Annotated in this window: 25 protein-coding genes; 18 read left to right on the top strand and 7 right to left on the bottom strand. The window is 51.6% G+C overall.

Annotation, left to right across the window (positions count from 1 at the left end; all coding sequences use genetic code 11):
- Positions 1 to 265: 265 nt before the first annotated feature.
- Entirely contained in the window at positions 266 to 1,117 is an 852-nt protein-coding gene (galU, locus tag ACJJI3_RS14055; protein WP_413664295.1) for a UTP--glucose-1-phosphate uridylyltransferase GalU, read from the top strand.
- Positions 1,114 to 2,460, top strand: a complete 1,347-nt coding sequence (locus tag ACJJI3_RS14050; RefSeq protein ID WP_444940086.1) for a phosphohexomutase domain-containing protein — start codon at positions 1,114 to 1,116, stop codon at positions 2,458 to 2,460. Before galU ends, ACJJI3_RS14050 begins: the two co-directional genes overlap by 4 nt.
- A 91-nt stretch (positions 2,461 to 2,551) precedes the next feature.
- Here the strand turns inward: ACJJI3_RS14050 and ACJJI3_RS14045 are convergent, their stop codons facing one another.
- Complete coding sequence (locus ACJJI3_RS14045) at positions 2,552 to 3,181, bottom strand: hypothetical protein (RefSeq protein ID WP_444940085.1); 630 nt, start codon at positions 3,179 to 3,181, stop codon at positions 2,552 to 2,554.
- On the opposite strand from ACJJI3_RS14045, the gene ACJJI3_RS14040 reads away from it, so the two are divergent.
- On the top strand, positions 3,180 to 3,314 hold the full coding sequence (locus tag ACJJI3_RS14040) for a hypothetical protein (protein ID WP_444940084.1): 135 nt from the start codon (positions 3,180 to 3,182) through the stop codon (positions 3,312 to 3,314). The two genes, ACJJI3_RS14045 and ACJJI3_RS14040, sit on opposite strands and share 2 nt — an antisense overlap.
- Before the next feature lie 121 nt (positions 3,315 to 3,435).
- Here the strand turns inward: ACJJI3_RS14040 and ispB are convergent, their stop codons facing one another.
- Positions 3,436 to 4,398, bottom strand: a complete 963-nt coding sequence (gene ispB, locus ACJJI3_RS14035; protein WP_444895268.1) for an octaprenyl diphosphate synthase — start codon at positions 4,396 to 4,398, stop codon at positions 3,436 to 3,438.
- Positions 4,399 to 4,647: 249 nt separating this feature from the next.
- Between ispB and rplU the strand changes: the two genes are divergently transcribed.
- From rplU to proB, 4 genes are all read left to right on the top strand, one after another.
- Entirely contained in the window at positions 4,648 to 4,959 is a 312-nt protein-coding gene (gene rplU, locus ACJJI3_RS14030) for a 50S ribosomal protein L21 (RefSeq protein WP_108731690.1), read from the top strand.
- A 17-nt stretch (positions 4,960 to 4,976) separates the two neighbouring features.
- The gene (gene rpmA / locus ACJJI3_RS14025) at positions 4,977 to 5,234 is read left to right on the top strand and encodes a 50S ribosomal protein L27 (RefSeq protein ID WP_073277572.1); all 258 of its coding nucleotides are present in this window, start codon (positions 4,977 to 4,979) and stop codon (positions 5,232 to 5,234) included.
- A gap of 189 nt (positions 5,235 to 5,423) precedes the next feature.
- Positions 5,424 to 6,632 (top strand): Obg family GTPase CgtA, encoded by a 1,209-nt coding sequence (gene cgtA, locus ACJJI3_RS14020; RefSeq protein ID WP_444940083.1) that lies wholly within the window; start codon positions 5,424 to 5,426, stop codon positions 6,630 to 6,632.
- Positions 6,633 to 6,702: 70 nt separating this feature from the next.
- A complete protein-coding gene (gene proB / locus ACJJI3_RS14015; RefSeq protein ID WP_444940082.1) occupies positions 6,703 to 7,839 on the top strand; it encodes a glutamate 5-kinase in 1,137 nt (378 codons plus the stop codon).
- A gap of 67 nt (positions 7,840 to 7,906) precedes the next feature.
- Here the strand turns inward: proB and rpsT are convergent, their stop codons facing one another.
- The 4 genes from rpsT to ACJJI3_RS13995 all read right to left on the bottom strand — a co-directional run bounded on the left by rpsT (position 7,907) and on the right by ACJJI3_RS13995 (position 11,964).
- On the bottom strand, positions 7,907 to 8,173 hold the full coding sequence (gene rpsT, locus ACJJI3_RS14010; RefSeq protein ID WP_108731693.1) for a 30S ribosomal protein S20: 267 nt from the start codon (positions 8,171 to 8,173) through the stop codon (positions 7,907 to 7,909).
- A 143-nt stretch (positions 8,174 to 8,316) separates the two neighbouring features.
- Positions 8,317 to 10,341, bottom strand: a complete 2,025-nt coding sequence (locus tag ACJJI3_RS14005) for an ATP-binding protein (protein WP_444940081.1) — start codon at positions 10,339 to 10,341, stop codon at positions 8,317 to 8,319.
- Between the two features lie 35 nt (positions 10,342 to 10,376).
- Positions 10,377 to 11,066, bottom strand: a complete 690-nt coding sequence (gene pdsR, locus ACJJI3_RS14000; protein WP_108735148.1) for a proteobacterial dedicated sortase system response regulator — start codon at positions 11,064 to 11,066, stop codon at positions 10,377 to 10,379.
- A gap of 211 nt (positions 11,067 to 11,277) precedes the next feature.
- Positions 11,278 to 11,964 (bottom strand): OmpA family protein, encoded by a 687-nt coding sequence (locus ACJJI3_RS13995; protein ID WP_108731695.1) that lies wholly within the window; start codon positions 11,962 to 11,964, stop codon positions 11,278 to 11,280.
- 468 nt (positions 11,965 to 12,432) lie between these two features.
- Here ACJJI3_RS13995 and murJ point away from each other — a divergent pair, with 468 nt between their 5' ends.
- The 6 genes from murJ to ispH all read left to right on the top strand — a co-directional run bounded on the left by murJ (position 12,433) and on the right by ispH (position 19,922).
- A complete protein-coding gene (gene murJ, locus ACJJI3_RS13990; protein WP_108731696.1) occupies positions 12,433 to 14,043 on the top strand; it encodes a murein biosynthesis integral membrane protein MurJ in 1,611 nt (536 codons plus the stop codon).
- A gap of 99 nt (positions 14,044 to 14,142) precedes the next feature.
- A complete protein-coding gene (gene ribF, locus ACJJI3_RS13985; protein ID WP_413664303.1) occupies positions 14,143 to 15,123 on the top strand; it encodes a bifunctional riboflavin kinase/FAD synthetase in 981 nt (326 codons plus the stop codon).
- Between the two features lie 51 nt (positions 15,124 to 15,174).
- A complete protein-coding gene (gene ileS, locus ACJJI3_RS13980) occupies positions 15,175 to 17,979 on the top strand; it encodes an isoleucine--tRNA ligase (protein ID WP_444940080.1) in 2,805 nt (934 codons plus the stop codon).
- A complete protein-coding gene (gene lspA, locus ACJJI3_RS13975; RefSeq protein WP_444895261.1) occupies positions 17,972 to 18,499 on the top strand; it encodes a signal peptidase II in 528 nt (175 codons plus the stop codon). The genes ileS and lspA overlap by 8 nt, the downstream gene beginning before the upstream one ends.
- A gap of 6 nt (positions 18,500 to 18,505) precedes the next feature.
- Entirely contained in the window at positions 18,506 to 18,946 is a 441-nt protein-coding gene (locus tag ACJJI3_RS13970) for an FKBP-type peptidyl-prolyl cis-trans isomerase (protein ID WP_282934364.1), read from the top strand.
- Positions 18,947 to 18,989: 43 nt separating this feature from the next.
- On the top strand, positions 18,990 to 19,922 hold the full coding sequence (gene ispH / locus ACJJI3_RS13965; RefSeq protein WP_444940079.1) for a 4-hydroxy-3-methylbut-2-enyl diphosphate reductase: 933 nt from the start codon (positions 18,990 to 18,992) through the stop codon (positions 19,920 to 19,922).
- Between the two features lie 43 nt (positions 19,923 to 19,965).
- On the opposite strand, the gene ACJJI3_RS13960 is transcribed toward ispH, so the two are convergent.
- Positions 19,966 to 20,478, bottom strand: coding sequence for a GspH/FimT family pseudopilin (locus tag ACJJI3_RS13960; RefSeq protein ID WP_444940078.1), 513 nt, complete (start codon positions 20,476 to 20,478; stop codon positions 19,966 to 19,968).
- A gap of 220 nt (positions 20,479 to 20,698) precedes the next feature.
- Here ACJJI3_RS13960 and ACJJI3_RS13955 point away from each other — a divergent pair, with 220 nt between their 5' ends.
- From ACJJI3_RS13955 to ACJJI3_RS13935, 5 genes are read left to right on the top strand one after another with little or no spacing between them, the layout of a single operon-like run.
- A complete protein-coding gene (locus ACJJI3_RS13955) occupies positions 20,699 to 21,238 on the top strand; it encodes a GspH/FimT family pseudopilin (RefSeq protein ID WP_444940077.1) in 540 nt (179 codons plus the stop codon).
- Positions 21,239 to 21,247: 9 nt separating this feature from the next.
- The gene (gene pilV / locus ACJJI3_RS13950) at positions 21,248 to 21,685 is read left to right on the top strand and encodes a type IV pilus modification protein PilV (RefSeq protein WP_444940076.1); all 438 of its coding nucleotides are present in this window, start codon (positions 21,248 to 21,250) and stop codon (positions 21,683 to 21,685) included.
- A gap of 11 nt (positions 21,686 to 21,696) precedes the next feature.
- Entirely contained in the window at positions 21,697 to 22,746 is a 1,050-nt protein-coding gene (locus tag ACJJI3_RS13945) for a PilW family protein (protein WP_444940075.1), read from the top strand.
- On the top strand, positions 22,743 to 23,291 hold the full coding sequence (locus tag ACJJI3_RS13940; RefSeq protein ID WP_444940074.1) for a pilus assembly PilX family protein: 549 nt from the start codon (positions 22,743 to 22,745) through the stop codon (positions 23,289 to 23,291). The genes ACJJI3_RS13945 and ACJJI3_RS13940 overlap by 4 nt, the downstream gene beginning before the upstream one ends.
- A gap of 24 nt (positions 23,292 to 23,315) precedes the next feature.
- A complete protein-coding gene (locus tag ACJJI3_RS13935; RefSeq protein ID WP_444940073.1) occupies positions 23,316 to 26,804 on the top strand; it encodes a pilus assembly protein in 3,489 nt (1,162 codons plus the stop codon).
- The last annotated feature ends 6 nt before the right edge of the window (positions 26,805 to 26,810 follow it).

Raw genomic sequence — 26,810 nt, 5'->3', positions numbered from 1 at the left:
GCGGGCATTCTAAGGGGTCTGTGTCGCTTGTCCAGTCGGTCAAGGTGGTTTTTGTGACTGGCGTGAGAATTGTCTTCACAAATACCCCCTATTTAGCGTATTAATTCCTCATCTTATTCGTATAGTTTTGGCGTTTATCCTCGGGGCAATTCACATTTTGGGCCAAGCTTAACGTTATCGAGTGTAAGTGCTTGCACAGCGACGCTATGATAAGTTGCCAGCCCTGCGCGGGGGTGCGCTGTTTTAAATTGATTGGGGGAGCAGAATGCTCAAGAAATGCCTATTTCCTGTTGCCGGTTATGGCACTCGTTTTCTTCCTGCCACTAAGGCGATGCCGAAAGAAATGTTGCCGCTGGTGAATAAGCCATTGGTTCAGTATGGCGTTGAAGAGGCTATAGAAGCGGGGCTGACCGAGATCGGTTTTGTCACAGGGCGAGGCAAGCGCGCAATTGAGGATCACTTTGATACCAACTTTGAGCTGGAACACCAGATCGCGGGTACCGGCAAAGAACGTTACCTGGACTCAGTGCGTAAAGTGATCGATAGGGCGAGCTTTTCTTATACACGTCAGGGCGAAATGAGAGGCCTGGGTGACGCTATTTTGCAAGGACATCGCCTGGTTGGCGATGAGCCGTTTGCCGTCGTGTTGGCTGATGACCTATGTCTAAATGAAGATATGGGCGTTTTGGGGCAAATGGTTCAGCTTTATAAGCAATTCCGCTGCAGTATTGTTGCGGTAGAGGAAGTGCCGAAGGAGCAGATCCATAAATTTGGTGTGATCGGTGGTAATGAAATTAAGCCTGGTCTGTATCAAGTCACTGACATGGTCGAGAAGCCTGCAGCGGAAGATGCCCCCAGTAATATGGCGATTATTGGTCGTTATATCCTGACACCGGATATCTTTGATCTGATCCGAGATACTCCTCCAGGCAAAAATGGTGAGGTTCAAATTACCGATGCGCTGATGGCGCAAGCCCAGCAGGGCTGTGTATTAGCCTATGCCTTCAAAGGTCGCCGCTTTGACTGTGGTTCTGTAGAAGGCTTTATTGATGCTACTAACCACGTTTACGAAAATGTGTATTTGCCAGAGCAGGCTGCTGAGGAGAAAAGCAAGTGAGTGAGCTGACTTGCTTTAAGGCTTATGACCTTCGCGGCCGTGTACCCGATGAACTTAATACCGATGTTGCATATCGAGTGGGGCGTGCCTTTGCCCAGTTCCTGAATGCTCGTCGAGTAGTTGTTGGGCATGATATTCGGCTTACCAGTGGTGAGCTGACTGATGCACTGGTGAATGGATTGCGAGATGCGGGTGCCGATGTTTTCCATATCGGCGAGTGCGGTACAGAAGAGGTCTACTTTGCCAATTTCCATGGGGACTTTGACGGCGGTATTTGTGTTACTGCTAGTCACAATCCTATGGACTACAACGGCATGAAGTTTGTCCGTGCAGGCAGTAGTCCAATCAGTGGTGATACCGGTCTACTGGATATCAAGCGCCTGGCAGAAGAAAACGACTTTGCTCCGGTTGAGCAAAGAGGCACTTTGCAGCGCTTTGAACACCGCGCTGATTTTGTGCAGCACTTATTGGGGTATATCGATAATACTGCATTGAAACCATTAAAATTGGTGGTTAATGCGGGTAATGGTGGTGCGGGGGCGGTTGTTGATGCGCTGGCTCCACACCTGCCGTTTGAGTTTGTGCGAGTTCACCACGAGCCCGACGGCAACTTTCCCAACGGTATTCCCAACCCAATTTTGCCAGAAAACCGCAATTCTACTGCCGAGGCAGTGCGGGCAAGCGGTGCTGATTTTGGTATAGCCTGGGATGGTGATTTTGATCGCTGCTTTTTCTTCGATGAAAGTGGTGATTTTATTGAAGGTTACTATGTTGTTGGCTTGCTGGCAGAAGCTTTCCTGGCAAAAAACAACGGTGCCAAAGTTGTTCATGATCCACGCCTGCTCTGGAATACCGAGGATATTGTCCGCGCTGCTGGTGGAGAGCCGGTACAGAGTAAAACCGGTCATGCCTTTATTAAAGAGCGCATGCGCAAGGAAGATGCCATTTATGGCGGTGAAATGAGTGCGCATCATTATTTCCGGGATTTTGCCTACTGCGATAGCGGTATGATTCCATGGTTATTGGTTGCTGAGTTGGTAAGTCGCAGTGGTAAATCGCTGTCACAGCTTGTTGGTGAGCGCATGGCTGCTTTCCCCTGTTCGGGAGAGATTAACTCTAAGGTTCGGGATGCTGCAGCACTGTTAAAGGCGGCAGAGGAAAAGTATGGACCTGCAGCTGACAGCGTTGAGCACGTGGATGGGTTGAGTATCGCTTACCCCGAGTGGCGTTTTAATTTGCGTATGTCAAATACTGAACCGGTTGTTCGCTTGAATGTTGAATCCCGAGGAAGTGAGGAGTTAATGCGGGAGAAAACAGAGGAGCTGCTTAAGCTTATCGGTTAATACTCGTTTTTTAATATTAAAAAGCCCCGCAACTGCGGGGCTTTTTGGTTTGGGGGTGCTAATAGTTATTTATCTGGTTTTATGGAAGAAATTATAAGAGTCGGGTGATAGCTTGGATGGGGCCTTTGGGGGTCTTTACGTGTTGAGCGAAGATTTGCCACTGATTCTTAACCCGTACTCCAATAACATAGGCGTAGTCTGTGTAGATGTGGTGGTGGGGCTTTAGAGTTGAGCGCCCAAGGGATTTTGTGACGTCACCTAAAAACCTGAACTTTCCCCGGTTGATAATTTCATTGTGTGTGGCCTTGCCATTGAGTCCGTGCTTTTTCCTTGGGCGAACATGAGCAACGGCCGGCATATTCGCATTGCGCCCGCCAATACAGAAACAGCAGTCACTGAGTTGCCCGGTAATCATAATGTCGGCACCGCTGCGCATTTGGTAGGGCTCAAGGCGATCTAGGGCAAGGTCTTCATCCCAATCGATCATGCGAATATGGTGGACTTTGATTGTTTGTGGATCTTCGATAAAGACCCCTTGGCGGTGGAAAGCAAAAATTTCATTGGGGCTATCGATACCAGGTGCGCCCATGCCCATGGTGTAGGTCCCGAATTGATAATCCATGACTCCAGTATCTTTTGTGCCGGTAATTCTCACCAGGTTATTTTTTAAGAACATTTCCGGGTAATTTCTAAGCTGATAAAGCGCGGTAGAGCTTCTCATGAGCCGATCTCTCTATACCAATTATATTTTTCTCGTTATTTTTGCTCCTGAGGAATTGGTGTTGGCGCTTGAAATAACAAGAGAAACAATCGTACCCAATGTTGAAGGGGCAGAGGAAAATAGATACGAATAAATTTTGGAGTCCGGTCAGGGTTGGTAGCTATTCGAGGGGGGAGGGAACTGCGTTGCTTCGCATTGTGCTTAAGGTAACGGCGCTGCCCGTGCTATCGATATAGCCCGAGCAGCATTTACTTTTAGACGTTTCTCTCTATAGCAAAACTCGCCAATTGCTGCAGGGCGGTTTTTTGTTCGCTCTCGGGCATAAAGGCCAATTGCTTTTTGGCGTCTTCTACAGCGGCCCGGGCACGATCCATGGTGTAGTCCAGAGCACCGCAGGCTTCAATGGCCTCAACTATTTCACTGAGCTTTTCCGCGCTGCGCTGTTCAATTGCAGTTTTTACCAGCAGTGCCTGGTCCTTGCTGCCGTTGGCCATGGTGTAGATTAAGGGCAGGGTCGGCTTGCCCTCCGCCAAGTCATCCCCAACATTTTTACCCAGTTCTTCCGAATTACCGCGATAATCGAGAGCGTCATCAACCAGCTGGAAGGCGAGTCCCAGGTGTCGGCCGTAGAGTTTTAGTGCAGTTTGTTCTTCACTTGAGCAGTTGGCTAATACGGCCGCAGTTTCACAGGCGGCTTCAAACAGTGCGCCGGTCTTTTTGTGGATGACGGTGAAGTAATTCTCTTCGCTTACTGCGGGATCACCGGCGTTGACCAACTGCTGTACTTCACCTTCTGCGATGGTGTTGGTGGTCTCTGAGAGTATTGCCATGATGCTCATGTCTTCCAGAGCAACCATCATTTGGAAGGCGCGGGAATAGAGGAAATCTCCCACGAGTACGCTGGGCGCATTGCCCCACTTGGCATTGGCGGTAAGGCGGCCGCGGCGCATGTCAGAGGTGTCTACAACATCGTCGTGCAGTAAGGTAGCAGTGTGAATAAACTCGATAATTGTGGCGAGATCGATATGGTTCTCACCCTGATAGCCGCAAGCTTTGGCGCAAAGCAGTACCAGTAGTGGGCGCAGGCGCTTGCCCCCGGCTTCGACCAAGTAGTGACCTATATTTTCCACCAGGGGAACGTCCGAGTGCAGTTGATCGAGAATGCGCTGGTTAACCGCAGCAAAGTCTTCGGCGGCGACCCGGTGAAAAGGCAGCATGTGAGAGTTCCTTATACGACTAGACAGAGGCCTCCCGGGGGCCGGAAGGCGAAGGGGCGCTATTGTATCAACCCGGCGAATTGATTAGAATCTGCGCCCCGCCAATTGCGGGCTCTTTGCGGCTATTGGGTCGTCTGCGGGCCTTTTGGCGAATAGATGTTAAACACACGGCGCAAGCTCCCGAAATGCGGAGCAGTGACTTACTGGTCCTCCCGCTGCTTCGTGTCGTCCTTACCGGAGCATAGAAATATGTACGCTGTTTTTGAGAGCGGTGGCAAGCAACACCGTGTAGAAGAAGGCGAAGTACTTCGCCTGGAGAAGCTGGAAGTAGCAACTGGCGAATCCATCGATTTTGATAAAGTGTTCATGGTTGTCGATGGCGACAAGATCAACATTGGCGCTCCTGTTGTAGATGGCGCTAAAGTAACTGCTGAAGTGGTAAGCCACGGCCGCGGCGAGAAGGTGAAAATCATCAAGTTCCGTCGTCGTAAGCACTCCATGAAGCGCCAGGGCCACCGTCAGTGGTACACCGAAGTTAAAATCACTGGCATCAAGGCATAAGAGAGGAGTAACGACTCATGGCACATAAGAAAGCTGGCGGTAGTACGCGAAATGGTCGCGATTCCGAGAGTAAACGCCTGGGCGTGAAGCGCTTTGGCGGCCAGTCTGTAGCAGCAGGCAACATCATCGTTCGTCAGCGTGGCACCAAGTTCCACGCCGGTGTTAACGTTGGTATGGGCAAAGACCACACCCTGTTCGCCACTGCGGACGGCGTTGTGAAGTTTGAAGTTAAGGGCCCCAACAACCGCAAGTTCGTTTCTATCGAAACTGCTTAAGCGGTCATTAGCCCAAGCTTCATAAAAAGCCCCGCTATTGCGGGGCTTTTTTGTTGGGAAAGTCGCAAAAAGGCCGCGACGGGAAGTTAGGGTGGCAGTTGCCCACAGGAGGCGGCTTGTCGGCTGGTATGATGATAGTGCGCGCATCTGCGCACCGGATGAGACAACCGCTGTGGCGGTGGAGTGATTATGAAGTTTGTCGATGAGGCGCCCATCTCTGTGCAGGCAGGCAAGGGCGGCAATGGCTGCCTGAGCTTTCGCCGGGAAAAATTTGTTGAGAAGGGTGGCCCGGATGGCGGTGACGGCGGCGATGGCGGCTCCGTGTACCTGGAAGCTGATGATTCCCTGAATACCCTGGTGGATTATCGCTACCAGCCCCGCTACGCCGCTGAGAGTGGTCAGCCGGGTCGAGGGCGCAACTGTACTGGCGCCAAGGGTGAGGACCTGGTCCTTAAGGTGCCGGTGGGCACCACGATCATTGATGTGGATACCGGCGAGACACTCGGCGATATGACCGAAGCCGGTGAGCGCCAGCTGGTGGCCCAGGGGGGCTTCCACGGCCTGGGTAATACCCGATTCAAATCCAGTACTAACCGTGCGCCGCGTCAGACCACGCACGGCACTGAGGGTGAGATGCGCAGCCTCAAGCTCGAGCTAAAAGTTCTGGCAGATGTAGGCATGTTGGGACTGCCCAATGCGGGTAAGTCCACGTTTATTCGCGCCGTCTCTGCGGCCAAGCCGAAAGTGGCCAACTACCCCTTTACTACCCTGGTGCCAAATTTGGGGGTGGTACAGGTTCAGAAGCATCGCAGCTTTGTGATTGCAGATATTCCCGGCCTGATTGAAGGTGCAGCCGAAGGGGCGGGCCTGGGGATTCGCTTCCTCAAGCACTTAACTCGCTGTCGTGTTTTGTTGCACCTGGTTGACCTGGCTCCCTTTGATGGCTCTGATCCGGTGGAGAATGCCCGAGCCATTGAGCACGAGCTGTCCACCTTTAGCCCTACCCTGGCCGGGCGTGAGCGCTGGTTGGTATTGAACAAGACGGACTTGGTTCCCGCTGCGGAGCTGGAAGAGCGCTGCCAGGCGGTAGTGGATGCTCTGGGCTGGGAAGGGCCTGTGTTCCGTGTGGCAGCTATTCGCAAAGAGGGTACCGATGCCCTCGGTGGACGCTTGATGGACTACCTGGAAGAGCGTCAGGAAATTGAGGAGCGAGATCCCGACTTGGCTGTGGTGGAGCTGGAAGCGCAGCGCCAAATGCAGCGCGAAGCTCGCGAGCGAATCGAAGAGTTGAGAGAGAGTCATCGCGCCAAACGCAAAGCTGCCAAGGGGCAGGTGGATGACGACGAGGATTGGGATGATGACGACGACCACGATGTGGATGTCGAGTATCGCTCTTAAATGGCATGGAGCGAGCAGTTGCTGAAGTAGCTTGGCTCGCTCAATAGTTATCTTGTCCTGAGGGGGAAGCATGGACTCCGCAACAGTGTCCCGGCAGGCGTTGACCAAAGCCCAGCGGTGGGTGGTAAAAATTGGTAGCGCCCTTCTGACAGATAATGGTCGAGGTGTGAATACCGCTGCCATTTCTGCCTGGGTTGCACAGATGGCTGATTTGCGCCGTCAAGGAATCGAAGTAGTTCTGGTTTCATCCGGTGCTGTTGCGGCCGGAATGGATCGGTTGGGCTGGTGTCGCCGGCCCGAGTCTATCCACCAGTTACAGGCGGCTGCTGCTGTAGGGCAGAGCCACCTTGTGCAGGTCTATGAGCAGGCTTTTAGCCGTTTTGATATTCGCAGCGCTCAGATCCTGTTGGATCACGATGACCTTTCCAATCGCACTCGCTACCTGAATGCTCGCAGCACCTTGCGCACGCTCCTGTCACTGGGGGCTGTGCCTATCGTGAATGAAAATGACACGGTAGTGACTGACGAAATACGTTTCGGCGACAACGATACCCTGGCGGCCCTGGTTGCAAATCTGGTTGAGGCAGATGCGCTGCTGATTTTGACCGATGCGGATGGGCTGTTTACTGAAGATCCCCGCGATAACCCTGAAGCAGAATTAATTTGTGAGGCATCTGCGCTTGATCCCAAGCTGCTGGAGATGGCGGGGGATTCCCGCAGCGGTTTGGGTCGTGGTGGTATGACCACCAAGGTGCGCGCAGCGCAGCTGGCAGCGCGCTCAGGAGCTCGCACAGTGATCGCTGGCGGCGCCCTGGAGGCGGTGATAGATAAAGTCTGTGCCGGCGAGCAGTTGGGTACCCTGTTGCTGCCAGAGGCGGACCCCCTGGCGGCGCGTAAGCGCTGGCTCGCTGGACAGTTACAGGTGCGTGGAACCCTGTTAGTGGATGCCGGTGCCGAGGCAGCTATGACTGGGAGTGGTAGCAGTTTGTTGCCGGTGGGGGTTACCGCTGTTGAAGGGCATTTCAGGCGCGGAGATCTGGTGTCTTGCAGGAATGCTGAAGGTCGCGAGATAGCGCGGGGCCTGGTCAATTATGACAGTAGTGAGAGTGGTCGGATTCTGGGGCAGTCATCGGAGAAGTTTGCCGACCTTTTAGGGTATCGGGATGACGATGAATTGATTCACCGCGATAACCTAATCCTGCTCTGAATTGGCAAGTTTCGAATACAAAAAAGCCCCGCAATGCGGGGCTTTTTTGTGTCTGCTGCCTAAGGGATTAGGCGGCCAGAGCTTTGATCTGAGCGTTCAGACGGCTCTTATGACGAGCGGCTTTATTCTTGTGAATAATGCCTTTGTCTGCCATACGGTCAATAACGGGAACTGCTTCTGCGTACGCAGTTTTTGCTTTTTCCGCATCGCCGGCATCGATGGCCGCAACTACCTTCTTGATGTAGGTGCGCACCATGGAGCGCAGACTGGCGTTGTGCATGCGGCGCTTGTCGTTCTGGCGCGCGCGTTTCTTCGCTTGAGGTGAGTTGGCCACCGGTTGCTCCTGTCTGGAATCTATAAATCTGTAACTAACAGGCCCTGGGGCCCGATCGGGACGCGACATTATCCCCACAGTTGGTTGTTTGTCAACCATAGCGGGCGTCTCGGTGCAGATATGTTGTCAATCCACAACGGCGGTTACCCGGTCGGCAACTCCAGGCTGAACTCTACACCGCTGCCGTCGCTGCGGTTTCGGGCTTTTAAGGAGCCACCGTGGAAGTCTGCGATCAGTTTTGCGATATGCAGTCCCAGCCCCAGGTGGCCGGCATTATCGCCCTGGTTGCGCACAGAAACGAGAGAGTCGAACAGCTTGTGAGCGTAACCTTCCGGGAGCAGAGGGCCGTCATTGCCCACTGTGATCAAGTAGGTATCTCTGTTTGTTGCCACTGACAGGCAAATTTCACTGCCTTCGGGAGCGAAGCTACATGCGTTATCCACCAGCTTGTCCAGCAGTTGAGCCAATAACTCCGGTGCGCCGTGGCAGGCTAGCTCCCCAGTGGGTTTGTTTAGAGTAAATCGGTGTTCGCTGTGAGCATCGCCATAGCACTGTGTCATGACTTCAAGCAGGTCTGCCAGGTCGAAAGGCTCCCGCTCCGCTTGGTGGATGCTGGTTTCAAGATTGCTGGCTGCGGAGAGACTGTTGAGAATCCCCGACAGCCTTGCACTGCCATCCATAGCCCGCCCTGCATAGCGGCGGCTGTGGTCGTCGAGTTCTCCGGCGGCGAGGTTATCCAGGGATGAGCGAACCACTGCCAGCGGTGTGCGTAGCTCGTGTGACAACTTACTGGCGAGAGTGCGCAGGTACTGGTGATATTGGTCCAGTTCTGCGAGCAGGCTGGCGAAGGCCCGGTTTAGGTCTCCCAGTTCATCGCTTGCCTTTGAGTGGGGAAAGTTGCCGCGCAGTTTGCCGCTGGAATCTACTGCGTTGCGGGCGGCCTGGTGTAGCTTGCGCACGCGCCAGGAAAGCCAGCTGGCGTAGCCCAAAAGGAAGAGCAGGGCGATAGCGGCCGCGGCGCAGCTGATCAACCACAACCGGTGGGCTGCTCCCTCGGTGACTGATTGCATCGCTTCGCCAGATTGCAGGACGACGACTTGCCCCAGAAGTGGCCGCTCAACCACTTCGTCGACCCGGGTGATAACGGGCACACTCACCGCACCAACTCGGGATTGCAGCGGTCCTGAATACCATTGCTCCCGGGTGCCACGGCTGTCAGGCGTCGGAAGAGGCAAGCTATTTTCCGGCAGCTGTGGCAAATCCTCTCTGGAAAGCAATTTGCGATAAGCCCAGTCTCTCAGCCACGAATTGCTCTCGGAATCTGCCAGCTGTAGTTGTCCGTTGCTGGCAAGAAGAAACCCCTCGCTGTCCACTACTGCGAGGCGCAGTCCAGGGCGCGCAAAGTGGTCGAGTTCTCTTTGAAGGTCTGGCAGAGGGCTTACCAAGCGCCCTGGGTGACCATCTGCCGGAAGTGTGCTGGCGCTTCGAGTCGGTGAGGAGCCACTGCTGTTTGCCCTGTCGTGAATACGGATAGCGAGGGCTCCACCGGTTAGGGTTTGTGGTAGAGCCAGTTCCAATTGGTAACCGGCACCAGAAGTTGTCCAGCGGCCCCTTAAGCGCAGCTCACGCTCGTAGCGGCCCTCTCTCGGGTTGTGCCACAAGGCGCTGGCGGTCCCCTGGCTGGCGACGGGCAGGATGTAGTGCCGGTCAGCGGTAAACAGCTCTACAGTGTCACCACCAGCGATCAGGCCTGTGCGGGGGTCCCGGTAGGCGGGAGTTGAGTCCGAAACAGTGAGAAGCAGGTAGACTTGCTTATCCAGTTGCCCCAGCGTCACCTGGGCCATAGGGGATAGCTGCCCGTCCTCAAGGGCTCTGGGCTCCAGTTGCTGCGCTCGCCATTCATCGCCATAGCCGTCGACTCTCGGAGCTTGAGATAGGGGATTCAGGTAGAGCTGAGCCCCTGGTGGGCGTGAAAGGCGCTGAGGGTCCGGGGCGATAAGCTGGGGGGCACTGGCCAAGCGTGCGGCAATTGCCGCCGCAGTTGCTTCAATTGCCTGGATCTGGCCTTGTGCTAGGGCGTCGTCCACCTGGCGGAGGTACTGGCAGCCGGCCCAGGGCAGGGTGAGTGCGACAAGGCTGACGAGCAAGAGTTGGCGGCGTAGGTTCATACTTAAATTTTTGAAATTGTTCGCCCGATGGCGGTTTACAGCTGCCAGCGATACCCCATGCCGTAGGCGGTTCCTATGGCATTAAACTCGGTGTCCAGCGCCTGGAATTTGCGCCTGATTCTTTTGACGTGAGAGGTGATGGTGTTGTCATCCAGCACTACGCGGGCTGCTTCCATTAGTTGGCTGCGGGATTTAACGTGGCCGGGCCTTTTTGCCAGGGCGTGGACAATCCAGAATTCGGTCACGGTTAAGTCCACGGGTTGCTCATCCCAGTGGCAATGGAGCCTGGAAATATCCAGCCATAGCTTTCCCTGAGTTAAGCTCTCGCCTTCATCGTTTTGATCTCGCAGCACGCTAACGCGGCGCAGTAGGGCGTTAATTCGCGCCTGCATATGGGGTAGGGAGATATCCTTGGTGAGGTAATCATCAGCCCCCAGGCGCAGTCCGGAAATAATATCCAGCTCTGAGTCCCTGGCGGTGAGAAATAATATTGGCAGGCTCGGCGCCATAGCGCGCAATTCCCGGCAGAGCTCAAAACCGCCCTCCACCTCGCTGCCCAGGCCAACATCGATCACGGCCAGGTCCGGCAGCCGCTGGCGAAAAGCATCCATGGCCTCAATTCTGGCGCTGTATAAATCGACCCGGTAACCGTGGCGGCGCAGAGCATCGCGGTAGTTTTCTGCGATAGCGCGTTCATCTTCGACAATGGCGATGGTTGCACTCATGACAAATCCCGACTTAATTCCTTTCTGGCGGAGAATCATGCACGAAGTTGCAGGGGTTAGGCAAAAAGGCGGGCGCAAGGCGCCCGCAAATACAACAGGGTTTCTATCAGCTTGGAGTTGCGTGAGTGGATTTGCGATCCACTCACGCTTATGTAGTGCGGCTTGAAGGCGAAGGGATGTGCGGATTTGTTGTCCGCCGTGCCCCTTTGACTCAGAAGTTTCCCGCCATGGACTCCGGAAGGGAGAAGCGGATGTCGACGCGGCGCTCCATGGCGTAGGCGTCTACATCGCCTCGGGCTGCCTGGGAATAGGTGGAGCCGAGTGCGCTGCGGCTGATTCTTGAGGCATCAACTCCCAGCGATACCAAAGCCTCTTCCACACTCAGGGCGCGTTGATCGGACAGTACATTGTTGTAGCCGTCGCTGCCGCGAGGATCTGCGTGTCCCTCCAGGTGAATTTGCAGGTGGGGGTGGCGCTTGAGAAAGTCAGCCATGGCACTCAGCTGATGCATTTGGCCCTCCTGAAGCTCGTCCTCCCCAGTGGTAAACAGCATTTGGAATTGCAGTGAATCCAGGGCCAGTTGGCTGGCGTCGTTCGCGGACAGTTGAGCCGCATCCAATTGCTGTGCCAGGTTGCTGAGCTCTGCACGGCTCTCTGTCAGTTGTGTTGCCAGCATATCTGCCTCGTCTGCTTGCTTGATCTGCTCTCCGAGCCAGGCTCCGCCGAGTGCTCCGGCGATAAAGCCAACGGGCCCACCCAATGCTGCACCGGCAATTGCAGAGCCGGTAAAGACTGAGGCCTGCTTGGCCGGAGTCAAATTGGATTCGTTTTGTTCCTTAGCGTGGGCTCCGGTGGCAATCAGAGAACCCAGGGCGACGGCCATCACTACTTTTTTCATTGTTCTGCTCCTTAGCGGCTTTTCTTACTCGTGTGGGCCTGTTCTGTTGTGGCCCGTTTGAGTGTTATTAAAAAGCTCCAAGGAGGCGCTGGCGTGGCGCAGCTATGACCAACTGCGGCTCAATTGTGGCGAAATATGGCGATCGCTCCGAAACCCAGCTCAGAAGCTGGAAGGGGCTGGGCGACCGCAGTTATAGCAGGGGGTGGATGGACAGACGGGGCTGGGGCCATCAACAGCTGCTATGTACCGCACAATTGCCAGAACCAGGGCAATAATCAAAGCACTAATGGTCATCCCTTCTCTCCCCGCACCACCAGCTCCATGGGTGGCGCGACTAGCTCGCTCTTAGTATAGGCTCGCGGTCCTGCAGTCGCAGGGCCTCAGCTCTGTAGAGGAGCCCATATATCCCCAGGTTTTGGGGTAGACTTGCCGGCCAACAAGTTTCAACTTTCGCCAGGAGTCCGAGTTTTGTCGCAGTCATCCCCAGCTCAGGAACAGGCAGTCGAAAAATCTGGTGCTTCCAGATTGCTGCGGGGCAGTTCCGTTGTCGGTGCTGCCACTATGCTGTCGCGAGTGGCCGGGCTGGTTCGCGACGTGGCACTGGCCCGCTTTGCCGGTGCGGGCGATGCTGCCGATGCCTTTTTTGTCGCATTCAAGATTCCCAACTTTTTCCGCCGCTTATTTGCCGAAGGTGCATTTGCCCAGGCCTTTGTGCCGGTACTGGCCGAATACCGCCAAAAGGGCGGTAAGGCGGCTGCGCGAGAGTTAAATGACCGGGTTGCTGGCGCCCTTGGCGGCGTACTTTTGTTGGTTACTCTGTTTGGTGTTCTCTGCGCTCCACTAGTTACGGGTATTTTTGCTTTTGGTTGGTGGTGGGACGGCAGTGAGCGTGAGAAGTTCGATCTCGCTACCGATATGTTGCAGATCACCTTTCCCTATTTAATGCTGATTTCCCTGGCGGGATTTACCGGGGCAATACTCAATACTTTCGATCGTTTTGCGATTCCGGCGCTAACCCCGGTGATGCTCAACCTGGTTTTGATTGCTGCGGCGACTGTTGCTACCAGCTGGTTTGATCCGCAAATTATGGCGCTGGCCTGGGGCGTTTTTGTTGCGGGGGTGGTGCAGCTGCTGTTTCAACTGCCTTTTCTCGCTCGTGAAGGTTTGCTGCCTAGCCCTAAGTGGGATTGGCAGCACAAAGGAGTGCGTAAAATTTTACGCCTGATGGCGCCGGCGATTTTTGGGGTGTCAGTGACCCAGATCAGCCTGGTGATGGACACTCTGCTGGCTTCATTCCTGCCCAGCGGCAGTGTTTCCTGGCTCTATTTTTCCGACCGCCTCACCGAGCTGCCCTTGGGGGTGTTTGGGGTTGCAGTGGCAACGGTGATTCTGCCGAGCTTGTCGCGTCAGCACACCGACGGAGACCCCCGTCGGTTCCGTCATACCCTCGACTGGGCTTTGCGCAGTGTCACGCTAATTTCCCTGCCCGCTTCTGTAGCCTTGGTGGTACTGGCTGAGCCGCTCCTGACAACCCTTTTTCAGTATGGGCAGATGCAGCCGCGCGATATGCAAATGGCCGCCTGGTCCCTGCGCGCTTATGCCATGGGGCTGTTGGCGTTTATGCTGATTAAAGTGCTGGCGCCGGGCTATTTTGCCCGCCAGGATACCTATACCCCAGTGCGCTTTGGTTTAATCGCTATCTCGGCCAAAATGGTGTTGAGCCTGCTGTTTGTGATACCGCTTAACTACTACTTCAAACTCGGCCATATGGGCCTGGCGCTGGCTACGGCTTGTCAGGCCGCTATTAACGCCTGGCTCCTCTATAAAGGCTTGCGTCGAGATGATGTCTATAAACCTGAGGCTGGTTGGGGCACTTACCTGGTAAGGTTGCTTCTGGCGAATTTGGCGATGGTTGCGATTTTGCTCGGGGCCCTGCACTTGTGGTCACAGTGGAGTGAATGGGCCTGGTATGACCGCGCCTGGCGTATGGGGCTAATCGTAGCTGCTGGGGGAGCGACCTATCTGTCCGTTTTACTGGTTTCAGGATTGCGCCCCCGCCACTTCCGCGCCACAAGTTAGTTTATTAAGTGGGCATATCTGGATAAATATGGCCTCTGGCCGCCCAGTGGGAATCCGCTATACTGTGCGGCTCGATTTTATGAGGATGGGAAAATCGCTTTGGCCCAGGAGCGCGAACTAATTCGCGGGTTGCACAACCTGCGCCCCCGCCACCGGGGAAGCGTGGCGACTATCGGCTCGTTCGACGGTGTACACCTCGGTCACCAGGCGATTATTGCGCAGCTCAAGCAACGCGCGCAGGAACATGATCTGCCCTCGGTGGCGATTATCTTTGAGCCCCAGCCACATGAGTTCTTCTCTGGGGAAAGGGCGCCCGCGCGTCTGATGCGCTTTAAAGAGAAGGTGTTGGCGCTATTTGATGCTGGTGCTGACCGGGTGCTGTGCCTGCAGTTTAACGAGAAACTGCGCAACCTGAGTGCCGATGCTTTTGTGCGCCGTATTCTTGTGGACGGCCTTGGAATCCGCCATTTGGTGGTGGGAGACGATTTCCGCTTCGGCTGTGATCGCAGTGGCGATTATCGACTTCTCCAGGGCGCCGGAGCCGAAAATGGATTCACGGTGGAAGACACGGCTACGCTTGAGGTTCGCGGAGCCCGGGTGAGCAGCACCCGCATCCGCGAAGCCTTGCAGCGGGGCGAATTTGAGTTGGCCGAGGCCTTACTCGGGCGCCCTTACAGTATTACCGGACGGGTTGCCCCCGGCCGCGCCTTGGGCCGGCAACTGGGTGCTCCCACAGCCAATGTGCGTTTGCACCGCTACCGCTCCCCGCTGGTTGGCGTTTACACCGTTCGCACCAAAGCCGCGAATGGAAGCGAACTCGCAGCTGGACGGCCGGAAATTGACGGTGTGGCCAATGTGGGGTTTCGCCCGACAGTTGAGGGAGAGGGCGCCCGGCCACTACTGGAAGTCAACTTGTTTGATTTTGATGGCAACCTCTACGGGAAAGAACTAGCGGTAGAGTTTTGCCACAAACTTCGCAATGAAGAGAAGTTTGCCTCCCTGGAAATCCTCAAAGCCCGCATCGCTCAGGATATTGACGATGCTAAAGACTGGTTTGTGCAAAACCCCAAGGGGCACTAACCGGTGTATAGACGATGAATTATTCTCTACTAGAGCTGAAGTAGACATCCAATGACTGATTATAAAGTGACCTTAAACCTGCCTGAGACCGACTTTCCTATGCGCGGCAATCTGCCCCAGCGCGAGCCGGCTATTTTAAAGAAGTGGCAGGAAACCAAGCTCTACGAAAAAATCCGCGAAGCGCGGGCGGGGCGCGAGCAGTTTATCCTGCACGACGGCCCCCCCTACGCCAACGGGGATATTCACATAGGTCATTCGGTCAACAAGATTCTCAAAGATATTATTATCAAGTCGAAAACCCTGAGCGGTTTTGACGCTCCCTATGTGCCTGGCTGGGACTGCCACGGCCTGCCGATTGAGCACCGCGTCGAGAAAAAGATTGGCAAGGCGGGCGCAAAGGTGGATCACAAAACTTTCCGCCAGAAGTGCCGCGAATACGCAGCCAAGCAGGTGGACGGACAGAAGAAAGACTTTATTCGCCTGGGGGTGTTCGGTGAGTGGGACAACCCCTACCGCACCATGGATTTCCAATTTGAAGGCGATATCATCCGAGCGCTTGGGCGAGTGGTCAAAAATGGCCATTTGGCACGGGGTTTCAAGCCCGTGTACTGGAGCGTTGTGGGCGGATCAGCTCTGGCGGAAGCGGAAGTGGAGTATCAGGATAAAACCTCCTACTCCATTTACGTTTGCTATCCGGCGACGGAAGAGACATCCCTGGCTATCGCCGATGCGGCAGGTGGACACGCGGGTGAAGGCCCCCTATCCGTTGTTATCTGGACCACAACCCCCTGGACGCTTCCTTCCAGCCAAGCGGTTTCTGTCAATGCTGAGCTGGAATATGTTGTGGTGCAAACGGCCGAGCGCCGATTGCTCGTTGCCGAAGCACTCAAGGACGCCGTATTGGAGAAGGCGGGGCTCGAAGGTGAAGTGGTAGGCCGTATTCGCGGTGCTGCCTTGGAGCACCTGAAGCTAAACCATCCTTTCTACGAGAAGCAATTGCCGATGATCCTCGGCGACCATGTCACCACTGATGCAGGTACAGGCTGTGTACACACTGCGCCGGACCATGGTCCCGATGACTTCCAGGTGGGCAAGCGCTACGGCATCGATACCCTGAACTATATCGATGACAATGGCGTGTACCGCGATATGGTACCGCTGTTTGCCGGTGAGCACGTCTACAAGGTGGACGACAAAATCGTGGCCCTGTTACAGGAGCGCGGAGTACTTCTGCACCAGGGTAAGATGGAGCACAGCTACCCTCACTGCTGGCGCACCAAGACGCCGCTTATTTACCGCGCAACTCCGCAGTGGTTTGTGAGCATGGAGCAGAATGACCTTCTGGAGAATGCACAGAAGGCAGCGGATGAAGTTCAGTGGATCCCCGGTTGGGGCAAGGCTCGTATCGATGCCATGCTCGATGGCAGTCCGGATTGGTGTATTTCCCGCCAGCGCACCTGGGGCGTGCCCATCGCTTTGTTTGTTCACAAAGAGACCCATGAAATCCACCCGGACACTCCCGCTTTGATGGACAAAGTGGCTGAAAAGGTCGATGCCGAGGGTATGGATGTTTGGTTTGACCTGGACCCGCAGGAGCTCTTGGGAGATGAGGCAGACCAATATCAAAAGGTGACCGACACCCTGGATGTCTGGTTCGATTCAGGTGTGACTCATTACGCCGTACTGGAGCGCCGCAACGGCCTGCGTTTCCCGGCAGATCTGTACCTTGAGGGCTCTGATCAGCATCGAGGCTGGTTCCAGTCTTCACTGAAGACCTCCATCGCCATCAACGATTGTGCCCCTTATAAGCAAGTGTTGACCCACGGTTTCACGGTAGATGCACAGGGACGGAAAATGTCCAAGTCCATCGGCAATACCGTTGCACCACTGGATGTAATCAACAAGTTGGGTGCAGATGTATTGCGCCTTTGGGTTTCCGCCACAGACTTCAGTGGTGAAATGGCGGTTTCCGATGAGATCCTGAAACGCACAGCGGACTCTTACCGTCGCTTGCGCAATACGGCTCGTTTCTTCCTGTCCAACCTGGCTGGGTTTGACCCGGAAAAAGATTTGTTGCCGGAGAGTGAACTTCTGGCGCTGGATCGCTGGGCGCTGGATAAGGCTGCGCGTCTACAGGATGAAATTATCGTGGCTTACGATAACTACCAGTTCCACCAAATCTACCAGAAGTTACATAACTTCTGTGTCGTGGAAATGGGTGGCTTCTACCTGGATATCATCAAAGATCGCCAGTACACCACTAAAGAGGACAGTACTGCACGCCGCTCTGCGCAAACTGCCCTCTATCATATTGTTCAGGCATTTGTTCGCTGGATTGCGCCTATCCTGAGCTTTACCGCAGAAGAACTGTGGCAGTTTATTCCCGGAGCCAAAGCGGACAGCATCTTTATTGAAGAATGGTATTCGCTGCCGAAGCTGCCCGCAGACTCGGTTAAAGGTGCGGACTATTGGGCCGCCATCGCCGAAGTAAAAACTGCGGTAAACAAGGTGCTTGAAGAGCAGCGTGGAGCTGGTGCTATTGGCGGCTCCCTGCAAGCGGCGGTGACTCTGTTCGCCGAGGATGACCTGCGTGAAAAGCTCTTGGAGCTCGAAGACGAGTTGCGCTTTGTTTTGATTTGCTCCTCCACTTCTGTACAGCCACTCAGCGATGCTGCCGGTGCAGAGTCCACAGAGCTGGAAGGATTGAAAGTCAGCGTAAGCAAAGTGGATCACCCCAAGTGTGCGCGCTGTTGGCATTACCGTGCCGATGTGGGTGTATCAGCAGAGTATCCAGACATTTGTGAGCGCTGCGTGGAAAACGTTTCTGGTGAAGGAGAAGTGAGGCACTATGCCTAGTTCCAACCCTGTTTGGGGGCATCCATGGCGCTGGTACTGGCTGGCGCTGGTGGTGGTTGTCCTCGATATCGCCAGCAAAGTCTGGGCCGTGGATATGTTTATGCACGGCCCATCAATGCAAATTATTCCCGGCTTGCTGCAATTTACTTATGCGGAAAACTACGGTGCCGCCTTTAGCTTCCTGTCTGATGCTGGGGGGTGGCAGCGGTGGTTTTTCGGAATTATTGCCTTTGTATTTAGCGTTGTTGTCAGTGTTTGGCTATGGCGCTTGCCGGCAACAAAGCGCTGGGAACCCTGTGCCCTGGCGCTAATTCTGGGGGGGGCCTTGGGCAACCTTTGGGATCGAGTGCTGCTGGGTTACGTAAGGGATTTTATTTCGGTCTATTACGGCAACTGGCACTTCCCGGTATTCAATGTTGCGGATATGGGAATTAGTATCGGCGCTGCAATGCTGGTTATTGAGCTACTTTTTTTTGCAGAAAAAGAAAGTGGCAAAGCAAAAAATAACGTGGAAGTCTAACGAACTATGAGTAATGCCGTTATCGGTGAACACTGCCGGGTGACACTGCACTTTAGCCTGAAATTGGATGATGGCACTGAGGTGGATTCAACCTTCAAAGGTGACCCAGCCTCTTTCAGTGTTGGCGATGGCAGTTTGCTGCCGGGCTTTGAAAAAGCGCTTTTTGGTTTAAAAGCGGGGGATGAAGCCGAGATCGAGATACCGCCGGAGATAGGATTTGGTCAGCGCAACCCGGAAAACCTGCAAAAGGTGCGCCGGGATACCTTTTCTCCCGATATGGAGCTGGAGCGCGGGTTGGTAGTCTCTTTTGACAACGGCAGCGGCGAACTCCCCGGAGTAATCAGTGAGATTGGTGAGGACGATGTTACTGTCGACTTTAACCATCCATTGGCCGGCCAAACGTTAAATTTCCATGTAAAAATTATTGCGGTGGATTCGATCCAATAGGGTCGGGGTCCCCCTTTGTCGCAAGTAGGGTGCTGAAGTAGACATGCAAATCCGAATGGCTAACCCCCGGGGCTTTTGTGCCGGTGTTGATCGGGCAATTGATATTGTGAATCGTGCCCTGGATGTATTTGGTGCGCCGATCTATGTCCGCCATGAGGTGGTGCACAATAAATTTGTGGTGGAAAGTCTGAAAGAGCGAGGTGCGGTCTTTGTCGATGAACTCGATGAAGTGCCCGATGATGTTATCGTTATCTTCAGTGCTCACGGTGTTTCAAAAGCTGTGCAGCGCGAAGCTGAAGAGCGCGGCCTGCGTGTATTCGATGCTACTTGCCCGCTGGTTACCAAGGTGCATATTGAAGTGAGTAAGTTCAGTACCGACGGTGCTGAGTGCATACTTATCGGCCACGCCGGGCACCCGGAAGTGGAGGGCACAATGGGGCAGTATGACAACTCTGCTGGTGGTGCCATCTACCTGGTTGAAGACGAAGAGGATGTTAGTAAGTTAACCGTTAAAGACGAGAGTAATCTCGCCTATGTTACCCAAACAACACTATCCATGGATGATACCGCTCGAGTCATTGACGCACTAAGAGAGCGTTTCCCTGAAATCCGTGGGCCTCGAAAAGATGATATCTGTTACGCGACCCAGAATCGCCAGGATGCTGTAAAGCAGCTGGCTCTGGAAAGTGACCTGGTCCTTGTTGTTGGTAGCCCGAATAGTTCTAACTCTAATCGCCTGCGTGAACTCGCTGAACGCTGTGGTGCTGCTGCCAAATTGATCGATGGTGCGGATGATATCGATGCGAATTGGCTTCAGGATAAGACGGCCATAGGGATCACAGCGGGAGCGTCAGCACCGGAAGTCCTGGTACAAGGAGTGATTAATCGACTGCAACAACTTGGTGCAAGCCTTCCTGAAGAAATGGATGGAAGGGCTGAGAATATACGTTTCTCCCTGCCTAAAGAGTTGAGGTAATCAATTAGATTCTTTTGTGCCCCTTGAGCCTTGGTTTTGGGGGCTAAGAACACTGGTTTTGGTCCGCCTCTTCGACCCTTAAACGACCGCTGTGAAACAATATCAGGGCCAGGCCCTGTGATCCATCAAGGGTACAAACATAGAGGCTCCCCATTTGTAATGCGCCTTGGGGAGAACCTGTCTTACGACTCTCACCAGTTCCAATAAAAGATATGTAATCTTTAACTGGAGAGTTGGATAGAATCTGTACTTTCTCTACTCTAGATCCGGACATTATTAAAGAGTCATTGTCATCGCGTATACCGTCATGATCGGTATCGATAAAAATTTCCCATCCTAGATCCCAGCTTCCAAAGTTACGCATAGTGACACGCTGATTTTTCCCGACAGCTGTATTTCTTGTTAGCTGTATAGCGCTAAAGAAATCATCCCCCACAAGTTCCAGCTGTGTCTTTTCAATGATTTGCGTAAAGCTTGGCAGACCAATTAATAAGAGAATCGATAAAATACATAGGCTGATTAGCAACTCGAGTAGTGTAAAGCCCCGTTGAGTCATGGTTCCCCTCCTGGGGTTTTTAGACGCAGGTCTCATTTTGTTGACCATTGAATCTGCTGAAATGGCCACTAGTCGGTTTGATCTGGTGCGTAAGTTCGGTGAAATGCTACTTTCGAGAATATATCTACAGTCTTTTTCTCTTTCTAGGTGTTTGGCGGTAAAGTGAACACTGAATTATTGGTACAGGCGTAAGAAATAGATGCAAATTAGGAATAGAAGATTGGGTACTTCTACTCGTCGACAATATGGATTTACCCTGATAGAAATGATGATCACTCTTGTGATTCTGGCTGTTCTTGTAGGTGTTGCGGTTCCGAGCTTCACTGACATGATCAACAATAGTCGTTCTGTAACATTGGCTGAAGATATTGCAGGTGCCCTAAATTACGCTCGCTCAGAAGCTGTAAGAAGCGGTGGAAGAGTTTCTATTTGTGCGAGCACAGATGGGGCAAATTGTACTGCAGCTGATACCTGGGATCAGGGATGGATAGTATTTGTTGATGGTGCAGTTACCGATGATGCAGAGGCACCAGTTGTCAGTGAGCTGATAAGAGTATGGGATATAGAGGATGAAGATTCCACTATTCAAGTTGTGCAAGGAGTAGCTACAAACTTTATCCGTTATACAAGTATAGGCACATTGGGACGTTTCACTGATACGTCAGTAATTGCTAAAAACTCTAATTGTACTGGCTTCAATGAAAGAACTATAACAGTTGGCGCGGCAGGTTTGATAACCGTGGCGAAAACAGAGTGTTAAGGGGGCGAAATGCAATTGCTAAATTCCCAGCGTGGAGTTGGATTAATTGAAGTCATGGTAACGGTATTAATCCTTTCGACTTCTCTACTCGGCTTAGCTGCCTTGCAGAATAAAGCCCTACAATATAATCACAGTGCTTACATGCGCTCGCAGGCAAATATTCTGGCTCAAGATATGTTAGAGCGATTAAGAGCTAATAGTGACAATTTATCTGACTATGAGCTAGCTATTGATGATGCCACGCCTACTGCGAATTCAAATCGTGCTGACATTGACTTAGGTGAGTGGCGCGGATTGTTGGCAGATCGACTTGCGGCTGGAACTGGAGGGGTAACCTGTAATGCAGATAACTTATGCACGGTTACTGTCCAGTGGGGAGAGGAGGACTCCATCGGTACTGGCGATGATTCGGGCACCAGTAGCTTTCAATATATGACAAGAATTTAATGGGAGTGGCAATGTATAAGCAGCAGGGAATTTCTCTTGTAGAGCTGATGGTGTCTATTACCGTCGGCTTGGTATTGATGGCTGGAGTGGTACAGCTTTTCTTGTCAAGCAAAGTCACATTTACTACTCAACAGGCTATAGCAAGGGTTCAGGAAACAGGGCGTCTTGCTATTGATTTCATCAGTGAAGATATTCGTATGGCCGGTTACGTTGGCTGTTTGAATACTGCCAATTCATCAGATCAATTTGTTAACTATTTAAATAACGGTGAAACCACTCTTTACAATTTTGCAGTTCCTGCCGAGGGAATCGATGAAGATCAAATTGATGTGAGCTATCCCGACCACTCCTCCAATTCAGATGTTTTATTGTTAAGAAGTGCTAATGGTGCGGCAGTGGGAGTAACGGGAAATACCGCAAAAGATCGAATTTATATAGAAAACACTGATTTCGAAGAAGATGGCTGTGATGAGGATGAAGATAAGTACAGTGGTATTTGTAAGGAAGATATTTTAGTAATAGCAGATTGTACTAAAGGGCGAGTTTTCCAGGTTACCGAAATTGAAGGAAGTAGTACCTCAGATACAGTTACGCTATTTCATTCTGATGACGACGGCTTCACGCCAGGAAATAACATTGCCGACTCCGGTGATGACGCAACGGAGAAAGAAAATTATTTTTTCAGTGATGCCCAAGTCTTTGTGGCGACCAGTACTTTCTATTACATTGATGACGGTACCTCGGGCCGGCCTAGCTTATTTAGAGAGATTAATGGGGAATCACAAGAACTCCTAGCTGGAGTTGAACAAATGCAAGTCACCTATGCACTGAATGGAGGTGATTATAGGGAGGCTAAGGATGTTGCTGATTGGGGACAGCTAACAGGTATTAGGGTTGAATTACTAGTGTCCTCCGATGACGACAATGTTCTTCAAGATGTACAGCTATACACTTTCAATGGGCAAGAGGATCAAAACCCAGGAGATAAGCGCCTGCGGCAAGTTTTCACCAGTACCATATCTGTCCGCAGTCGTATGCCGTTAATGGAGATAGGTAAATGAGAAAAAAGCTTTATGTAAAAAGCCTGCAACAGCAGAGCGGGGCAACACTGCTTGTTGGGCTGGTTATTTTATTGCTTATGACGTTCATAGGGCTGGCAGCAATTCGTGGCAGTGGTATGCAAGAGTTAATGGCTGGCAATATGCGTGATCGCCAATTGGCCTTCCAAGCAGCAGAAGCGGCATTGCGAGTTGCAGAATTTAAGCTGGAATCAGAATCTGAACTTGCGATAAGTACGTTATTTAATGGTACTAATACTGGGTATGTTGAACAAATGGATGGATCTTCCTCCAGCGAATTTTGGTTAGTTTATGACTGGGATGGGGGATCTGTATCGACAAATCTCGGGCTAGATAATGTAGCGAGCCAACCGGCTTATGTGGTTGAAAAAATAGAGGGGTCGGTCTGGAATTCTGATGAAGGAGGAGACATTGGCTTCACTCCATCAGCAGCTGCTCCTGCCCCTGAGTACTACCGAATTACCAGTCGAGGTGTGGGGGGAACAGAGAGCGCCATAGTGATTCTACATTCGACTGCTGACCCTTAATAAATTGCGCTTGGAATATAAATTATGATTAGTTTGTTAAAAAGATTAAAAAGCGCCTCAACACTTACGGCCGCATTTCTTAGCTTAGGGATAACACATAGCGCTGTATCCCTAGATCTTGCTCAACAGCCACTTTTTTTGAGTACTTCTGTTGATCCCAATATTATGTTTATTCTGGATGACTCGGGATCAATGCAATTTGAGGTTACGCCCTCAGAAATTATTGAATATTTTTATGTTCCTAAGAAAAAGGGATCCACAAGCTATCCGGTACGTTATGTGTTTCCACAAACTGAAGCTGGTAGTGGTAGTTCCGATGTGCAATTAACCCCCTGTCCTTATAGTAGTTCTTCGACATCTGGTTGTGATTATTGGAATGGCTCAAGTGATAGACAGGCTATAGCAAAATTCGATAGTGATAACAAATGGGCGGCACATTTTCGTTCTTCTCATAATAATAAGTCCTATTATGATCCTACAGTTCTATATCTTCCGTGGGCTGAGGAGGACGAAAATGGTTCTGAGTTTGACGATGCGAATCCCGAGAGAGCGTATCATAATCCCTTTGATACTTCTAAAGGGTGGCGAAATCTTACGGTAGATAATACGCAAAGTGCAAAGTGCTGGATAAAGGATACTGCCACTATAGGTTCAAGTAATTCATTTAGTAGTCTATGTGAGAATGGAAGCCTTACTTTTTATCCTGCAACCTATTTTAATTACAATGGTTCGGGTGATGTGTACTTAGCTAGTAGCTATACCCGAGTTGAAATTAAGAATGATGGGAGCACTTACGAGGGTGGAAGTGCGCGAACTGATTGTGCAAATACAAGTGCCTGCACTTATGAAGAGGAAATTCAAAATTTTGCCAATTGGTATAGTTACCATCGTTCTCGAGTGTTGATGTCTCGGGCAGGCATTGGTCATGCATTTTCGGCTCAAGGAGAGGGATTGCGAGTAGGCTTTGGCACACTAAATGCCGGTTCCCGTTATGTTGATGGCTATAGTACCGACGTGGTCCTTGCGGGAGTGCGAACTTTTAAGGGGACGGATAGAGAGGACTTTTTTGAAGAGCTTTATGGAACAGATATTCCTTCACAAGGTACTCCTCTATTAGGGGCACTAGAAGCGGCGGGTGAATACTATAGCAGGACAGATAGCAGAGGGCCCTGGTCTTCGACTCCAGGCGAAAGTGGTAGCACAAGCTCTGATATTGCATGTAGATCCAGTTATACCATCCTCATGACGGATGGGTATGGCGGTGACTACGGAAGTTTTAGTAGCTATGGCAACGTGGATGGATCTTATGGTGCGCCATACTCTGACTCGTATTCGAATACATTAGCAGATATTGCCATGCACTACTGGGAAACGGATTTAAATACCCATTTATCAGATGACGTGAGCCAAGCTGAAGGTAGTATTGACACTGCTACATGGCAACATATGGTAACTTTTGGTGTAGCGCTTGGAGTTACGGGTAACGTCAATTCGACTACGGCATTTGAGGCTATTGATACTGGGGCAACTATTTCCTGGGGTAATCCAAGTTCTAGTGATTCGAATAAATTGGACGATCTACTTCATGCCGCCCTGAATAGTCGTGGAGGCTTCTATAGTGCTGGTGATTCTACAACCTTTGCTAACCAATTATCAGCGGTGTTAAGTGATATTGGTGGTCGATCTGGGTCGGCATCTGCAGTAGCTGCTAACTCTACTCGTTTAGGAACTGACACATTAATCTTCCAAGCCCTATTTGATTCAAATGACTGGAGTGGCGAGATCAAAGCCATCGAAATGGATACCGACGGGAGCTTGAGTGATACTGCTATGTGGAGTACTTCGTCATCAGGGAAAATACCTACTTCTGGTAGAACGATGCTAACTTACAATGGCACTAATACAGTTAGTTTTGATTGGGACAATTTGACGGATGCTCAAAAGTCAGCGCTAAAGGGTTCTGACGATGATGCTGTTGGTGAGGAGCGTGTGGATTGGTTATGGGGGAAATCTATTACAGGGATGCGTAGTCGTACTTATTTACTGGGAGATGTTGTGAATAGTAGTCCGGCTTTAGCAGATAATAGCGATATGAATTTTTCGTATCTGCCTGCTAACCTTGGGGGAGATACCTATGCTTCTTATCTAACAGATACTAAGCAAGTTCGCTCAAAAGAAATTCTTTATGTGGGTGCTAACGACGGAATGTTACATGCATTTAATTCTGCAACAGGTGTTGAGGAGTTTGCATATATTCCAACAGGAGCTTATGAAAAAATCGCCGATTTAACTGCTACTGACTATGGCACTGAGTCTAATCCGCATGAGTATATTTTGGATGGGCCATTATATGTAAGTGATGCCTATTTTAAGAAAGGAGCTAGTGAGTCATGGAGGAATATTTTAGTTGGTACTTACGGCGCTGGCTCTGAGGGATTATTTGTCTTGGACGTCACTAATCCCTCTAGTCCAGAGGTTTTGTTTGAACTGGATAGTTCAGATGATGACAGTATAGGTCATGTCATTGGGCGCCCTGTTATTGCACCAACACCGGCTGGATGGAAGTTGATTTTTGGAAATGGGTATAACTCCATAGATGATACTGCGTCTCTGGTAATTGTTGACTTGGCTAACCCGAATGATATTGAAGTGTTAGAGGCCGGTAGCTCAACCAATAACGGGCTAGCTGGACCATCACTTTTACCTGATATATATGGAGTAGTGCAAACTGCATATGCTGGCGATATTTATGGCAATATGTGGAAGTTTGATTTGAGCAGCGACTCTGAGAGTAGCTGGAATGTCGCATATGGAAGTAGTTCGTCACCTGAACCTTTATTTACTGCAAATGATGTTAATGGAAACCCACAGCCCATAACTGCTGCCCCAACATTAGGGGCCAATTCAAAAGTGAGTGGGGCGATAATGGTATATTTTGGAACTGGTAGCTATCTAACTACGGCCGATGATGATGAGGGGGATGTGGTCCACAGCTTTTATGGTATTGTTGATAGTGGTTCTAATATCTCATCTACAAATAGATCTGAGCTGTTTGAGAAAACTATTTCGGAGTCAGGAGATTCTAGAACTATAAATGGAGATAGTGATACATCTTGGTGGAGCACTAAAAAAGGGTGGTATTTGGATTTTGGAGCAGTGGATGCGGCCACAACATCCGAAGTAGGAACAACTGGAGAACGAATTATTAGTAAACCTTTGCTAATTCGTGATCGATTGATTTTTCCAACTTTAGTGCCGTCAGAAGATCCCTGTGCCTATGGTGCTACGGGCTGGACCATGGAGCTTATAGCTTTGGGTGATCCTCGCTTTGCAAATGAGAGCATTTTGGATGAGCCCAATTCAAAGCAGGATAGTGCAACTACCGGTTACTCCGATGTTATTACTGCCGGAAAAAAAGTGTTTATTCCTTACTCAGACACTTCAGGAGAGTATGGAAACATGCCTGGCGAATTGTCAGCGGGACGTTCTCGTTTATCTTGGCGGCAATACTAAGAGGTA

This window comes from Microbulbifer maximicatervae (SeqCode) (assembly GCF_052466985.1).
This window is presented reverse-complemented; position numbering and strand designations above follow the sequence as displayed.